The organism is Acinetobacter sp. CY81 (genome assembly GCF_059515925.1).
Genome location: NZ_JCAKNC010000006.1, coordinates 115,976 through 131,568, shown reverse-complemented (window position 1 = coordinate 131,568; position 15,593 = coordinate 115,976). Strand labels below are relative to the sequence as shown.

General features: G+C 37.5%; 15 protein-coding genes, 2 tRNA genes and 1 other RNA gene. 6 read left to right on the top strand and 12 right to left on the bottom strand.

The annotated features are described in order from the left end of the window. Positions 1 to 16: 16 nt before the first annotated feature. Together AC5YDM_RS09235 and AC5YDM_RS09230 are read right to left on the bottom strand one after the other, a co-directional pair. A complete protein-coding gene (locus AC5YDM_RS09235; RefSeq protein ID WP_496151814.1) occupies positions 17 to 862 on the bottom strand; it encodes an SDR family NAD(P)-dependent oxidoreductase in 846 nt (281 codons plus the stop codon). 50 nt (positions 863 to 912) lie between these two features. Beyond that, positions 913 to 1,866, bottom strand: coding sequence for a metal-dependent hydrolase (locus AC5YDM_RS09230; protein ID WP_496151813.1), 954 nt, complete (start codon positions 1,864 to 1,866; stop codon positions 913 to 915). Between the two features lie 458 nt (positions 1,867 to 2,324). Between AC5YDM_RS09230 and AC5YDM_RS09225 the strand changes: the two genes are divergently transcribed. From AC5YDM_RS09225 to AC5YDM_RS09215, 3 genes are all read left to right on the top strand, one after another. Then, entirely contained in the window at positions 2,325 to 2,816 is a 492-nt protein-coding gene (locus tag AC5YDM_RS09225; protein WP_496151812.1) for a hypothetical protein, read from the top strand. Between the two features lie 363 nt (positions 2,817 to 3,179). After that, the gene (locus AC5YDM_RS09220) at positions 3,180 to 4,805 is read left to right on the top strand and encodes an NAD+ synthase (protein ID WP_496151811.1); all 1,626 of its coding nucleotides are present in this window, start codon (positions 3,180 to 3,182) and stop codon (positions 4,803 to 4,805) included. Further along, entirely contained in the window at positions 4,798 to 5,832 is a 1,035-nt protein-coding gene (locus AC5YDM_RS09215; RefSeq protein ID WP_496151810.1) for a hypothetical protein, read from the top strand. Before AC5YDM_RS09220 ends, AC5YDM_RS09215 begins: the two co-directional genes overlap by 8 nt. A 112-nt stretch (positions 5,833 to 5,944) precedes the next feature. Here AC5YDM_RS09215 and AC5YDM_RS09210 read toward each other — a convergent pair. Then, positions 5,945 to 6,021 (bottom strand) — tRNA-Met (locus AC5YDM_RS09210). Positions 6,022 to 6,185: 164 nt separating this feature from the next. Between AC5YDM_RS09210 and AC5YDM_RS09205 the strand changes: the two genes are divergently transcribed. Both AC5YDM_RS09205 and AC5YDM_RS09200 read left to right on the top strand, forming a co-directional pair. Continuing rightward, a complete protein-coding gene (locus AC5YDM_RS09205; RefSeq protein ID WP_496151809.1) occupies positions 6,186 to 6,596 on the top strand; it encodes a hypothetical protein in 411 nt (136 codons plus the stop codon). A gap of 114 nt (positions 6,597 to 6,710) precedes the next feature. Continuing rightward, complete coding sequence (locus AC5YDM_RS09200; RefSeq protein WP_496151808.1) at positions 6,711 to 7,700, top strand: RDD family protein; 990 nt, start codon at positions 6,711 to 6,713, stop codon at positions 7,698 to 7,700. Between the two features lie 59 nt (positions 7,701 to 7,759). Here the strand turns inward: AC5YDM_RS09200 and AC5YDM_RS09195 are convergent. The 4 genes from AC5YDM_RS09195 to coaD form a co-directional block, all read right to left on the bottom strand. Continuing rightward, a tRNA-Met gene (locus AC5YDM_RS09195) sits at positions 7,760 to 7,836 on the bottom strand. Positions 7,837 to 7,908: 72 nt separating this feature from the next. Continuing rightward, an RNA gene (rnpB, locus tag AC5YDM_RS09190) (RNase P RNA component class A) lies at positions 7,909 to 8,290 on the bottom strand. A 28-nt stretch (positions 8,291 to 8,318) separates the two neighbouring features. Further along, positions 8,319 to 8,582 carry a YfhL family 4Fe-4S dicluster ferredoxin gene (locus AC5YDM_RS09185; RefSeq protein ID WP_496151807.1) on the bottom strand — a complete coding sequence of 88 codons (264 nt, stop codon included), beginning with the start codon at positions 8,580 to 8,582 and terminating at the stop codon, positions 8,319 to 8,321. A 1-nt stretch (position 8,583) separates the two neighbouring features. Next, positions 8,584 to 9,075, bottom strand: coding sequence for a pantetheine-phosphate adenylyltransferase (gene coaD, locus AC5YDM_RS09180; RefSeq protein ID WP_496151806.1), 492 nt, complete (start codon positions 9,073 to 9,075; stop codon positions 8,584 to 8,586). Between the two features lie 138 nt (positions 9,076 to 9,213). On the opposite strand from coaD, the gene smpB reads away from it, so the two are divergent. After that, positions 9,214 to 9,690 carry an SsrA-binding protein SmpB gene (gene smpB / locus AC5YDM_RS09175; RefSeq protein ID WP_496151805.1) on the top strand — a complete coding sequence of 159 codons (477 nt, stop codon included), beginning with the start codon at positions 9,214 to 9,216 and terminating at the stop codon, positions 9,688 to 9,690. A gap of 52 nt (positions 9,691 to 9,742) precedes the next feature. On the opposite strand, the gene AC5YDM_RS09170 is transcribed toward smpB, so the two are convergent. The 5 genes from AC5YDM_RS09170 to rluD form a co-directional block, all read right to left on the bottom strand. Next, positions 9,743 to 11,320, bottom strand: a complete 1,578-nt coding sequence (locus AC5YDM_RS09170; protein ID WP_496151804.1) for a hypothetical protein — start codon at positions 11,318 to 11,320, stop codon at positions 9,743 to 9,745. A 277-nt stretch (positions 11,321 to 11,597) separates the two neighbouring features. Beyond that, positions 11,598 to 12,890 (bottom strand): DUF6160 family protein, encoded by a 1,293-nt coding sequence (locus AC5YDM_RS09165; RefSeq protein WP_496151803.1) that lies wholly within the window; start codon positions 12,888 to 12,890, stop codon positions 11,598 to 11,600. Positions 12,891 to 13,052: 162 nt separating this feature from the next. Next, entirely contained in the window at positions 13,053 to 13,604 is a 552-nt protein-coding gene (locus AC5YDM_RS09160; RefSeq protein WP_496151802.1) for a flavodoxin family protein, read from the bottom strand. A gap of 55 nt (positions 13,605 to 13,659) precedes the next feature. After that, complete coding sequence (pgeF, locus tag AC5YDM_RS09155; protein WP_496151801.1) at positions 13,660 to 14,400, bottom strand: peptidoglycan editing factor PgeF; 741 nt, start codon at positions 14,398 to 14,400, stop codon at positions 13,660 to 13,662. Between the two features lie 105 nt (positions 14,401 to 14,505). Beyond that, complete coding sequence (gene rluD / locus AC5YDM_RS09150; RefSeq protein WP_496151800.1) at positions 14,506 to 15,558, bottom strand: 23S rRNA pseudouridine(1911/1915/1917) synthase RluD; 1,053 nt, start codon at positions 15,556 to 15,558, stop codon at positions 14,506 to 14,508. Positions 15,559 to 15,593 lie beyond the last annotated feature (35 nt).

Here is a 15,593-nt window from a genome sequence, read left to right as displayed (position 1 = left end):
ACACGTTGCAACATGCTTATTTCACGTATTTTTTAAATAATGGATAGCCCACACCCAATACTTTTGCATAGAGCGTTGGTGAAGCACGCTTCATCAGCCAAAAGAGTTTTGCATCAGGCTGAGGAATCGTATAAAGCTTTCCTGCATCTAAATTATTCAAAGTTTTTTGTGCAACTTGATCACTGGTCACGAAAGCATGGTTTTGAAGCAAATCATCAGCAAGACCTGAATACTTTGAAGGTAAGCGTCCATTTTTCATGATATTCGTTGGTACTAAAGTTGGACACAGCACATTGACACGAATGTTGTCTGGATAGAGTTCAGCAGAAAGTGTTTCTGAAAGCGCCAATACACTTGATTTAGTGACGTTATAAGCAGTCATTTCAGGTGCAGCTGTATATCCTGCCGCTGAAGCCACATTGATGATGGCACCAAAACCTTGTTTCTTAAACTTTGGAACAAAATAATGACAACCATGAATCACCCCCCAAAGATTGACATGCATACACCACTGCCAATCCTCTAAAGAGACCTCATCAAAACGACCACCTAATCCAACACCTGCATTATTAATCACCAGTGATACAGGATGATTTAATAATGTTTCAGCTTGCTCAGAAAGTGCCTGGACTTCTTCTTTAAGCCCGACATCACATTTCACTGCAAAGGCTTTTTGACCTGTCTCAGATTGAATCAACTGCACAGTTTCTTCAGCGGCAGCCAAATTAATATCTGCACAAACGATCTGTCCACCTCGTTTGGCTAACTCCATAGCAAAACTTCGACCGATCCCACTTCCCGCCCCAGTCACAACCGCATAAGCGTTTTGACTTGGCTTCACTTTTTTTGAAAACAATCCCATCTTCACTTTTCCTTTTTATATTTATAAGTTAATTAACGCGGATAAATCCATTAACTACGTAAGGCTGGCGTAAATTCTTTCACAAAAAATGGTGTCAACACGCCAGTTTCAGGATGAAGTAATTTTTCTTTATAGTAAGCAAGGAATTCAGAAGTATCATGATCATTCGGGTGGAAATCAGGACGTAAATAATCAAAGATATGCTTAATCGAACTCCCGTAAACACCATCTTTCAAACCAAAAATCAAACTAAAACTACGTGGAATATCTTTCCAGTAACTCAAACTCACCAAATTACTTGGTTTACGATAAAACGGAACGATTGTAGATGCAGCAGAGATCAGCACAAGAATGGTAATCAAAGCTGGAAAGAAACCAGCAACGCGAAGCAAGTAATTATCCGAAAGTGTTTGGAATACGTCATAAGCAATATCTTTATGCTCAGACTCTTCAAGCATGTGCCACATCCAAATCGCACGTTGCTTTTCATCTTGAGATCTAAAGAAAATTTCTTCGTGATTCATCATATATTCAGCGAGCACTGCGGTGAAATGTTCAATCCCTGCCATCAAAGACAACTTCATTGGCTGAGGTAGACGATTGAAACCATATTCGAAAACGTAATGCGCCAAGAAACGGAAGAATTGAACAGGCAAATCAATATCTTTATAAGCTTCGTTCATTTCCTCATGCATTTTAGAATGAATCGCTTCTTGGCCAATCAGAGAGGTTACACGCTGTTTGAGTAAAGGATCCTGAATAAAGTCGCGATGGTATCGAGCTGTATCAATGACTAGGTCCTCACCTAAGGTGAGGAAAATTGATAATGACGCGAAATATGCACTAGCCAACTCAGCATTCATAAAAAATTTTGGATCGATCAACTTCGGATCAAAATCAAATTTCATATGACGAATAGGAATAATTTTAGACTGTTTTGCTGGATCAAATTTTGGACCAGAAAACACTTTAGATATTTTTTTTATAGGCTGAGTGAATAGCATGACAAATACTCTACTTAACTAAATATTAAATTCAGCTACACAACTATGTGTGACTGAATTATCCTTTTGATAAAATTTAAGTCAAATATGAGTATTACAATGTGCAAAAAAGTCCTTTTTAATGTGCAAATTATGCCTAATCCATAAATTGTTAGACAATTTAAAGTACTATTTTTCTTCAAAAACTGGATTCATATCATTAAAGGACATTTGTGCTTTTATTGACTAAGAGTAAGTTTTTTAAAATTAGACATTAGAATTATTAAAAGTCATTTCTATCCAACCTAATTTTTAGAGAATCAATAGTAAAACTTTTATGGGAAAATCATGTTCGTTAGTTTCAGTGATATGATGGAATTTAAGTCACAGCTCTTTAGAGTAGCTCGTTTTTAATGATTTAAATGGATATGTATAAGCAAAATGAAAATAATAATTGAACATCACTTTTGAGAATATTAATGCCCTTGTTTTGGAATTTCTTAATTCGCATTTTAAAACTTCAACGATTTCGGTATCGCAGCTTAACTGTGGGTGAAATTACCCTTTGCCGAAAGGTATTTGGCGATCTCATTCGGTATGACGAAGTGAAAGTGATGAATCACCCCTATCTGCCATGGCAATCTATTCATGTATTTATGGCACCTACAGGCTATATTCATGCACGAAATTTAAATTATCTGAGCGATTACAGTAAGCAAAGTTTGGGCTATCAAGCTGTATTTATCCATGAAATGACGCATATCTACCAATATCAACAGAACATTAATGTGCTGTTGAAAGGTGCATTTCTACAGTCAGCTTATTTCCTTAGCTTTAAAAAGTACAATCCCTACAAATATCAATTAGAACAAAATAAGAAATTTTTTGAATACAATATTGAACAACAAGGTGATATTGCCAGAGACATTTTTTTAGGAAAAATTGACAATATTATTCTATCTAAAAACTAAAACATTTTTATCCAAAAAAACAGGTCTCAAAATAGGCTTATTTCTAGATCAAACATCCATAGCAATATTCCAATTCATTGTTATACATTTATCCTTCAAATATCCGTGAATAAAATATCAATCAAATGTATTCTTAATGTTGAATATTCATCATGTAACGCTAGTATATGATTTATTTTTAGATAGAATACAGAAGAGTCAGATTTGTTCATGTAAGAAATAAGTTTTTATATCTTCGTAATGATTTAAATTTTAGCCCTTTGGCAGTGTAGTACTATCCAATACACACAGCTGTACAATTATATCGATACAAATCAGCATGTTGTGTATATTTTCACCCTATAGGAATAGGATCTTGTTTAAATGAAAAGTTTTAAAGTTTCTCTTGCTCAATTCTCTCCACATACTGGAAATATAGAAGCTAACGTTCAAAAAATGATTGAACTTGCAAATGAAGCTAAAAAGCAAAATGTAGATTTAATTGTTTTCCCTGAATTATCAACAATCGGCTACCCTGCTGAAGATTTATTGTTACGCCCAAGCTTAACGAAACGTACAGCATCTGCATTTGAGCAACTTGCTACTGTAAAAGACATCGTTTTAGTTTTTGGTTTTGTCAACCAAGCTGAAAATGGCGAACGTTATAACTCTGCTGCTGTCATGAAAGACGGACAAGTGCTTGGTGTTTACAACAAACAAAACTTGCCTAATTACAGCGTATTTGATGAAAAACGCTACTTTAGCGAAGGTCATCAACACCTGATCTTTGAATATCTAGGTCATAAATTTGGCGTGTTAATCTGTGAAGACATTTGGAAGCTAGAAACAGCACAACAAATTGCACAGCTTAATGTTGAAACTGTGTTGGTATTAAATGCTTCTCCTTATGAAGTGGGTAAACCGCAACACCGTATCTTGACTTTAAAAGAACTTGCACGTCAGCTGAATATCAATATCGTTTATACCAACCAAGTGGGTGGTCAAGACGATTTGATCTTTGATGGTACTAGCTTTGTTATTACCAGCGCAGGCGAAGTTGCCTTAGAAGCACCAAGCTTCAAAGAAGACCTGTATACCGTTGAATATGAAATTAACAATAAAGCCTACAAAATTGCTGAAAAAGCACCTGCCTTAGATACGATGGCAGAAATTTATCAAGCACTTGTCATGGGTACGCGTGATTACGTTCAACGTTCTGGTTTTCCAGGTGTGATTTTAGGTTTATCCGGGGGTATTGATTCAGCTTTAACCCTAGCCATTGCTGTTGATGCGATTGGTGCGGATAAAGTTCAAGCCGTGATGATGCCTTATACTTATACGTCTCAAATTAGCGTTGAAGATGCGACAGAACAAGCAAAACGAATGGGCGTTACTTTCGGTATTGCTGAAATTCATCCTATCGTGAATAGTTTTATGCAAACCCTGTTCCCATTCTTTGGCAACTCTCCTGCCGATGCGACTGAAGAAAATCTTCAAGCACGTGCACGCGGGACACTGTTAATGGGTCTATCAAATAAGTTTGGTAATCTTGTGCTCTCTACAGGCAACAAATCTGAACTTTCGGTAGGTTATTGCACACTATATGGCGATATGGTCGGTGGTTATGCTGTTCTTAAAGATGTCTATAAAACAATCGTGTTTGAATTGGCAAAATATCGTAACAGTTTAGAAGAAACACCTGTTATTCCTGAGCGTGTGATCACTCGTCCACCATCAGCTGAATTACGCCCAGATCAAAAAGATCAAGACTCTCTGCCATCTTATGACATTCTTGATGCAATTCTTTATGCTTACCTTGAAGAAGACATGAGCCAAGATGAGATCATTGCGAAAGGCTTCGAGAAAGATGTCGTGATTAAAGTCATTCAACTGGTAGATCGCAACGAATACAAACGTCGCCAAGGTGCTATTGGACCTCGCATCACTTCACGTGCATTCAGCCGTGAACGTCGCTATCCAATCGTAAATGGATGGAAAGCTGGTGTCTAATCAGACAACAGCTTCTGAACTTGCTCAAGCGCTTATGCTTGGGCAGGTTGAGTTTATAAAAAAACAACTTTTAGAACATAAAAATAGTCCATATCTCAAACAATTTATTCATCAGATATTCATTCAAGCCAATCAAATTCAACTCAATGAAATCATATTATTAGAACAGCTCAATGAGGTTGTGAAGAAGTATGCTTTTGACCTCAACCTAGGCGCTGAGTTGTTAGAATTTATTGGTTTTGTTGCACAAAAAATTCATCAACTGATTATCGCTAATCATTCAACGATTAACACTCTCATTTCAGATCAGACCTTTGAAACATGGCTATATAAAATTCTAGAATTAGAACAAGCTCGAACTTATCTTGAGCAAAATATTTCTCAAAATCCTAAAGCACAATTGATCAGCTTGCATTTAGCCAATCAAATTTTAGAAACCAATACCCCTTGGCTCGATCATTTACGTAAGCTGAATATTAAACAACATGGAATCAGTGCAAAACTCATCAGCTTCGTACAAGAACAACAACAGACTGTCGAGCTGAAACTTGAGAAGCAGCTTGCTCAGGTGATTTTGAAACAATTGAGCTATATCATTACTTTACCGAGTGAAGAACTGGCTGAAATCAGCTTAGATATTTGGTCTGAAGTCAAAACTAAAACCTTTAAAGATACTTTCTCGCAAATTCAATCTATAGATTTAGAAGACTTCTTTATTTTAGTCTATGAAACATGGAAAGAGTTACGTGAAACACCCCAAATGCAAAGTATCATTTTGAGTGTGGTGTCTTCTTTTTATGATTATTTTGGTGAATTCAGCCTCCAAGCATTATTACTTGCCGTAGGTATAGATGAATCAGATTTATATGAAGAAGCAGACCGATTTATTCCTTCGACAATGCAAGCATTAGCTGATAAAAATCTACTTGATCCAATGATCTTATCCTTGGTTGAACCCTATTTTAGTCAACTGCAAACCCAACAACTGATTCAGCAACATTTAACCTATCATAATCAATCCAATTAATTCGATTGTAGCTCAACTGAATCCCTTTTTATTTTCGATTTATTTTACTTTTGCATCTTACTTTTCTTAAGCACAAAAAAAGAGACCATGCGGTGAGCATGGTCTATAAAAATGGTGGCTATGACGAGACTTGAACTTGTGACCCCCGCATTATGAGTGCGGTGCTCTAACCAACTGAGCTACATAGCCGTAACCTGTGCGCGCATTATCTAAATTTCTTTCAGTCACGTCAAGCAAGAATAATCACCAATGTTCAGTGTTTAAGCAATTAGTAATTACATGTCTAAAATTAATACATAATTCATTGAATTTATTGTGCAAAATAGCAAAAACATTCTTTTGGTGACATTAATATGCAAATAATGAAAAAAGCACTACTTACTATCAGTTTGCTCACCACTCTTACAGCTTGCCAGCTGGTCAGTCCAATATTTGTCGAATATAACGGTGTCCGTATGGATGTTGCTCAATGGATTAATCAACGACATTTAATGACCATGCAACAAAAAAGAACTCTTGCACAATTAAGTCGAGCTCAGCAAAAACTTGTTAAAATTGACCAAATCACAGAACATGACAAAGTTGCAATCAGCACACAAAATGCAATTGCGCTGTACTGTGCCAATCAACATCTCAGTCCAAAAAAGATTGTGCAACTTCAAGATCAGATTTTTAATTCAGCAGATAAAAAGAGAATTTTAGAAAAATTTGATCAAGAATTTCCAAAAGTTAAACTTGATACCAGTAAAATAGAATGTGATTGAAGAAGAGAGACTCCCTAACTACAATAAAACCTTCATCCTTGTCGAATCAATTTATTCGACATTTTATATAACAATTAAATTCGCACTTATAATTTAAAATCTACGAGAATCCATGTGAACACTATTCCTTTAGAAAAGACTGAAATAACAAACAATAAACCTTATATCGCTGGATTTTGGAGAAGACTAACTGCCTTTATTGTCGACATTCTTATTGCAGGTTTCTTTTGCTATATCATTGCAAGCTTGTTGGGATCATGGGTGTATAAAGCACCCATAACTATGAGTTTAATTGGCTACCTATTGGTTACCACCTATTTCGGCATATTTAACAGCAAAATCAATAAGGGGCAAAGCTTTGGCAAGATGCTTATGTCTATTCAGGTTGTTGATCAAAATCAGCAATACATGAATTTACCAGTGTCATTATTACGAGCTGCTATTCTCTACGCACCCTTCTGCTTAATGTCATGGATAGTCTCAGCACACTCAACACTTTCGTTTTTAAGCTCAATTATATTAAGTAGTTTATTCTGCGCCCAAATTTATCTTTTCTTATTCAACAAATCAAATAGAAGATGTATCCATGATTTTTTTGCACATACTTATGTAATTAACGATGACGTTGAACACTGTGACATTAAAGCGATTTGGAGCTTACATTTCTATGTTGCAGGTATATTAGCTTTCATCATGGCAGGTTTAATTACTTACGAAACACTTACTACCGATAAAAGTTATATTCCAAAGACATTAAGCACTTTCAATTTCAAAGATGATCATCAGTTTGATTTCGGATATATAGAATATCCCTTAGAAAATGGTCAAACGTTGACTGAAAACTACTTTTACATCATTACAAATTATCCAGAACGTTTAAACAATCCACACCATGCTGAGGAACTTGCACAATATTTTCACAGACAAGAACCAAGCTTATTCACATCCAACCAGCAGAATTACATCGTATTAACAGCAAGATATCAATTTGGGTTAGTGTCATTAAAACAATCTTCAAGCTACTTTATTCAACAAGAAAACAATCACCTTGGTGTAATCGAACAAAATCATCAGAAAGGTTTTATGATTGGCGGTGGGTTTTAGAGGCAATTTAAAAATTACAGATAAAAAAAGACCACACTAGTGAGTGTGGTCTATAAAAATGGTGGCTATGACGAGACTTGAACTTGTGACCCCCGCATTATGAGTGCGGTGCTCTAACCAACTGAGCTACATAGCCGTAAACTGTGGGCGCATTATCTACTTGATTAGGATATTCGTCAAGTGATATTGAAACCGTTTGATCAAATTTTGATGAAGTGAGCCGATAAGCCGGGTTCTGTCGTGAACGATCATTCCTCTAGGCGTACAATCACTCATACGCTCAAGCGACCTACCCGAATCCAGCATGGGCCATGCCTAATGGATTCCTATTTGGTCTTGCTTCCGGTGGGGTTTACCATGCCATGAACTGTTACCAGTCATGCGGTGCGCTCTTACCGCACCCTTTCACCCTTACCACTCTCTAGGCTGACCCGAAGATCAGTTGCAAAATGGCGGTCTACTCTCTGCTGCACTTTCCGTAGGCTTTCGCCCCCCAGGCGTTACCTGGCACCTTGCCCTATGAAGCCCGGACTTTCCTCCCCTGTTTCAATCACGAAGATCTACACAGCAGCGATCGTCTAGCTCACTTCAAGTCGCGCATATTAACAAACTTTAGAACTAATTGCTCGCGCTTTTTTGAGCAATTAGTTTTTTATACTTTTCCATCAATTCATCTTGCGATTCAGCATGATTTGGATCGAGTGGAATACAATCTACAGGACAAAATAATGCACATTGGGGTTGATCAAAATGTCCCACACATTCCGTGCACAAATCTGGATGAATTTCATAAATCAAATCACCCATATAAATAGCTTCATTCGGACATACAGGTTCACACACATCACAATTGATGCATTCATCTGTTATAACTAAAGACACTTTACCAACCTTGTTGATGTTTCCGTTCAAATGCTTCAACCACAGGTTTAGGTACAAACTTGGTTACATCACCATTCAAACGGGCAATTTCACGCACTAAAGTGGATGAAATAAATGAATATTGTTCGGAAGGAGTCAAAAATACAGCTTCAAAATTTGAATCTAACTGACGATTCATATTGGCAAGCTGAAACTCGTACTCAAAATCAGAAACTGCTCTTAAACCTCGAAGTACGGCGGTTGCCTTTTGCTCATTGAAAAAGTTCACCAACAATCCATCAAAGCCAACAAACTCCACATTTGACAAATGACTGAGTGAAGCCTTCGCTAACGCCACACGCTCATCCAAGCTAAATACAGGATTCTTATGATGACCAATCGCAATGGCTACAACAACTTCATCAAACATTTTCGCTGCACGGGTCACTAAATCAACGTGACCATTTGTAATTGGATCAAATGTTCCAGGATAGATGACGCGAGTTTTTGACATCCATTTGTACTCAAGGTTTATTATGTGAGCATAGTTTAACAAAAACTTGTTTCATAGCGAACCTCTGTTATACCTGAAATCACTTCACCTCAAGCCAAGTTTAAGGCAAAATACATTTAATCTCGGAATATTAGTATTATGTCGAAATCAATTGTCGTAAAAAAAAATAATGGTGGAACGATTGCGCAAAATAAACGTGCGCGCCACGATTATTTTATTGAAGAAAAATTTGAAGCTGGTTTGTCATTACAGGGCTGGGAAGTAAAGTCTCTACGCGCAGGGCGCATGACGATTACTGAAAGCTATATTATTTTTAAAGGTGATGAAGCCTTTCTTTTTGGTGCCCAAATTCAGCCACTTCTTTCAGCTTCGACTCACGTTGTTGCTGAGGCTACTCGTACACGTAAACTTCTGCTTTCACGTCGTGAACTGGAAAAGCTTCAAGGTGCAATTAACCAGAAAGGCTATACTTGTGTTCCTTTAGCGTGTTACTGGAAAGGTCGTTTAGTTAAGTTAGAAATTGCTCTAGTAAAAGGTAAGCAATTACACGATAAACGTGCCACTGAAAAAGACCGCGACTGGCAGCGTGATAAAGCTCGAATTTTCCATAAGTAATACACATATAAAAACCGCCTGTTTGGCGGTTTTTTATTAGCTATCCATTTGATTAGCAGAATTTTAATGTCCCGTAACAGTTAGATTTAACAGTTTGGTTAGCCAGTCTTTGGTTCTGTAATTGCAAATACACAGGATTGGCTTGTGTTGAGGAGTCTAAATTCGCCACAACTTTAGAGGACAAAGGCCGATCGGCAAGTAAAGAAATCAACTCACCAATACCCACTACTTTAGCTTGAGGTGTTTCTGAAGAGGTTTGCATCAAAGTCTCAGAGACACGCTCTGCAACCTGCTTCAATGTATTGTTATCCAAAATAATCGGCTGAGTTACATTTAAATGCCCGAGTTGTACTGGGTCATTAAATGACATCCACCAACCTGGTTGAGCGACATCAGTATTTCCCGACATTGTGCTTAGATTATTATTCGTCGAATCTGAGCTGGCAATTTTCGCGCCTGGCCATAACAGCGGAATATCCTGTAAAGATAAATACCCGCCTGTCCCTGTCAATGGGATATTATGAAACATACTTAAAGATTGAATAAAATCAATTTTCAAATTCAAGTTATTAATCGCAGAACCATCTGACATTTTAAACTTAGCATTCGCTTTTAATAATGTCGTTAAATCGCACGATAAATTTGAGCTAGGTGCATCACAAGACAAATCAACACGTAATTGATCATTTGCAAACATTGAACTTGGATAGCGTGGATCACCATTCGGTGCAATTGGAATAGTATTTAACTTGGTTCGAATATCATAAATCTCGGCTTGAGTTTGACGCTTCCCATTAACCGTAAAGGGCTCTAGTACAAAATCTGTTGAAACAGATGGAACCGTGATCCCTGTGCTGTCAGAACCTGTACGACTAACAAATTTAATATCAGTATTAATCGGTTTAATTAAACAAAGTGAAGTTAAGCAGACTTCTAGGTGTGCAATACCTTCTAACTGTTGATCATTTGCGCCAGCACCCGCCTCTCTGCTCGCTAAACCAAATTTAGCTTCCTGCGTACGCGCAGTACCCGTTGTTCCCGCCACTTGCATGAAACCGCTTAAGCGCTGAATACCATCTGTAGTTGAAGATGTTGTTCCATTTTCTAAACCAGCAGAAAGCAGTGCTGAGATTTTCTCGGCACTAAAGCGTATCCCTTTGACTTCACGGGTTGATGCAGAATTAGGATTTGCAATCGCAAATTCCATAAACGGATTGGTAATCGAACCGCTGGTTGAGGCACGTCCATTGTTAAATATAGGAACACCATCTTTATCATAAGAGTCTGGTAGACCACTCAATGCTAGGTTTTTGATGTCAATATCACATGCATCTTTGCCATTCACACCACCACAACCCAATTGCAGATTTTTAATATTGGCATTGAGATTAAGTTCAGCCTCCAAACCTAACTTATAAAATCCAACATTGTTGTTAGATACGTTTTTCATTGGATTGGCATTATCCGTGGGTGCCAAATAAGACAAACTCATCAGGGCTTGACCATTTACATCTGCAAGTTCTGAGTCACTTAATGTCTTGAGCTGACTATTTGCAAAGGCAAGTGAACTTATACCTAAAGTCAGTGGCAAACAAATACTGAATATATTCACAGATCTTTTTAAGACCATGATCATTCTCCATATTTAATTTTATTTTTATAAGTGCTTATTCCTTGAGCACATTAAATATTTACCACTTATCTTTAAAATTAAAAAGCGTTAACTTATTAGCGGTTTTGATTTAAATTAAAGTTCAGCTCTTTTTTGTTTATGAAGACAAACTAAACTTATAATTATTATTCATATTTATTTTTTCAATTCGTCTATTTTTCAATCAAAAAATCCGACCAACAACATTTTACCCATCAAAAAAAAGCCCCTTAGAAGGGGCTTAGAATTTTCATAATCAACAGAACTTAAGATTGCCATAACAGTTCGGTGCAAAGGATTGATTTGTCAGTTGCAAATTTTTCAAAGGAAAATTTAAAGATGTATTGGGTAAATTCACATTCCCTACTGTTAATGCATCACCAAACAAACAATCTAACAAACCACATCTTGGTGGATTTTGTTTAATAAAGTTACTAATAGGATTAACAACTTGTTTTAAGACATCATTTGTAACTTGAATCTTATCCGTGGGTGTTACATCACCAATATCAATTGCGTCATCAAATGCTAACCACCAACCTGTATTTGCAGCAGCATCTGCTTTTGGCCACCAGATTTGTTGTGATTGTAGAGATAAAGACATTGGATTATTCACTTTCAATGAATGAATATAACCCAAATTCTGATCTACCGTAATATTAGCTTTAAGTCCTGTGATATTACCGTCAACTTCTTTCTGAAGTTTCAGTAAACCTGCAGTAATATTCAGTGCTGCCTTCAAATCACCATTAAAATCTAGTTGATGAATATTTGCATACCCACCTAGGTTCACAGAAGACATCCGTGTTCCATTAACTGTCGTACCATTCAAGAAAATATCCGCTTTAGCAGATTTTAGTCCAAGACTATAATCATTCGATTTAAATCCCAATGTAGGACAAATGAAAAGAATACAGGCTTCAACATTACCATCTATCGTCATACCTGTATCTGCATAAGTCATATTTCTTGGTGCAGTATATGCAGTACCTGTCGATGGATTAATTTTCATATATCCACTAAGTGAATTAATGCCATTTGGCTTATCTGAATTTTCGTTTCCTAGAGTCAACAAACCTAATGCTTTTTCCGCACTTAGCCTCAAACCAACAACTTCACGTGTAGAAGCAGAATCAGGATTTTTAATCGCAAACTCTAAGAATGGATTGGTTAATTTTGCAGAAGAGCCTACACGTCCATCACGTGTATCAGCCAAACCACTTAGACTCAGATTGTCGATATCAATGTCACACCCACCTGCACCATTGACACCACCACAACCTAACTGTAATTTTTTAATATTGGCATTCAGTTCCAGTTCAGCTTCCATACCTAATTTATAGAAACCGACACCTTGACCTGACATTTTATTGGCTGAATCTGTGGGTGCGATATAGGACAAACTCATTAAGGCTTGTCCTGTCACATCGGAAAGTGCTTGATCATCCATAGCCTGCAATGACGCAGCTTGTGCTATTGAAATTGAGGATAATCCGCACATCAAAGGGAGTAAAAAGCGTATTCCATTCCCTGATCTTTTTAAGACCATTATTCTCTCCAGCATTCTTATTTTTTTGCTTGTCTTTTCGCAAGACAATGCATTATTAATTATAATCTAAGATTAAGCTAGATAATTGCGACCAAATTAACATTTTATTGTGTAAGCAACGATTAAATTGAATCTTTATTCAGAATAATGACTTAGCATTCACTATTTAATCTTCTGGACTATTCCAGCAATATATTCACCAAACCACGCTGCAGTTTCAAGATCGCCTTGAGGTGGAGTGATTTCAACAGAGGCATTATCTGATTGCGTCATTAACCCGAGAAAACTAGACATACGATTTAAATCAGTAGTATTTCGACCTGTAGGCATTAATGGTAATCCTGTCCACAACATGCCATGCTGCATCGCAAATAAATTAATTTGTTGAAGTACTGCCAACTTGTCACCGCTCAGACCGCCACCATTGGTAAATGCCGCTGCCAATTTACCTTGCCAAGAGCGCGCTAACCATCGCCTAGAAGATTGCTCCATGAACTGTTTAAGCCCAGATGTGAGACTCCCCATATATGTCGGGCACCCAAATACAATCGCATCAGCCTGATCAAGCACATCCCAATTCACGTCATCAATGCTCATCATGACAACAGCAACTTGAGCTTTCTCTACACCTTGAACAATGTATTGAGCAACTTTAGCAGTATGACCATAAGGACTGTGATAAACGATAGCAATAGATGGGGTTAAATCAGACATAGGACATCATAATGATAGTGTGAGGATAGTTTAGCATTAACTCTTGTATAAATACTTATTGCATAAACACGAATGTCGCCATGCGACCTGTTTTTGCTTCACGGCGATATGAAAAGTACTGATCTGCTTGTTGATAAGAACATTGATCGCCACCCAAAACCGTTTCCACACCATGTTGGCGTAAAATATATCTTGCAATAGCATATAAATCTGCTTGAAATTTACCGTCTACAACACCTTGCTCAAATGCAATTTCAAGTTCAGGGTATTTATTACAAAACGTTTGCTTTACTTCTAGCCCCACCTCAAAACAAGGTTGACTAATTGCAGCACCCATCCAAGCCCATACTGGTTTTGTGGTCATCTCAGCAATGGTATTTTCAACAATGCCATTTGCCAATCCACGCCAACCTGCGTGTAAATTAGCAACCTCTGTGCCTTCTGCATTACCCAAAACAATCGGTAAACAATCTGCCGTCATCATCATCAGTGCATGTGACTTACACTGAGTCACCAAACCATCGCCTTCAAGTGCTTCAAATGGCATCTGCTGATTGATGGTTAAACAAATCGTACTATGGGTTTGCGTCATCCATGTGATCTTATCAACACCAAATTCGGCAAAATCTTCAAGCAATGTCATACGATGCTGTTGCACACGATCAGCCTGGTCATGAACATGTAAAGCGAGGTTAAAACCAGAAAGCTCAGCAACAGAAGATGGTAATGCCTTGGCATGCTCGATTTGAGTCTGGCCTACAAAGACACCTTTCGGCAACCCTTGAACAAATTGCATATCAACCTCCCTTCTGTTTCTAAACTTAAAAAGCCAATGGAATCAATTTTTGTCAATTCAATATGATCAAAATCAATCCCACTTTAAACACCATCAAACGACTGATTAATACGCTTTATTTTCAGTACGTAATGTTTCTAACAATTGTACAAAGTCATTTGGCCACGGCGCTTCAAATTGCATTTCTTCCTGTGTTTTTGGATGAACTAGACCCAATTTAGTTGCATGCAAAGCTTGACGTTTAAATGACCGCAATTCAGTCGCTAACGCTTCTGAAGCACCGGCTGGAACTTTGACACGACTCACATATACAGGATCACCCACCAATGGGAAACCAATATAAGTGAAGTGGATACGGATTTGATGGGTACGACCCGTTTCAAGCTGTGCCTGAACGCGAGTGAAGTTTTGGAAACGTTCTTTAACATTAAAATGGGTTACAGCATCACGACCACCTGGAAGAATCGCCATTTTTACACGGTCTACAGGATGACGTTTAATCGGCTCATCAATCGTACCACCTGCAATAATATTGCCGTAGCAGATCAAATCATAGACACGATAAACTGACTTTTTAGCAAGCTGTTTGCTTAAAGAGAATTGCGCTTCTAGATTCTTAGCAACAACTAAAAGCCCACTGGTGTCTTTATCAATACGATGAACTAATCCTGCACGCGATAATTCAGCTGATTTTGGGAAATGATGAAGCAATGCATTCACCAAAGTACCATTTGGATTACCCGCACCTGGATGCACAACCATACCTACAGGTTTGTTGATCACCAAGATGTCATCATCTTCATAAATCACATCTAATGGAATATCTTCAGGTTGTGCCGTTGTCTGCGCCTCAAGCTCCACTTCAAGTGTAAGGGTTTCATTGCCTTCACATTTATACTTTGGTTTTACAATATTACCATTTACCAACAGATGACCATCTTTCATCCATTGTTTCAATTTTTCGCGTGAAAAATCATTCCAAACGATTGCAGCAACTTGATCAATACGTTGACCTAAATAGCTCTCATCCAATTGAAATTGCAACGATAAACGTGTTGCAGTTGAAGCTGAATTGTGATTATCTGCATCCTCAGAATCTTCAAGTAAAGTGAAGTCATTTTCTGGGAAATTAGAATTAGAAGATTGTACTGAAGTCATTTGCTCATTCGGACAAAAGTGGTTTAATAGTGCAA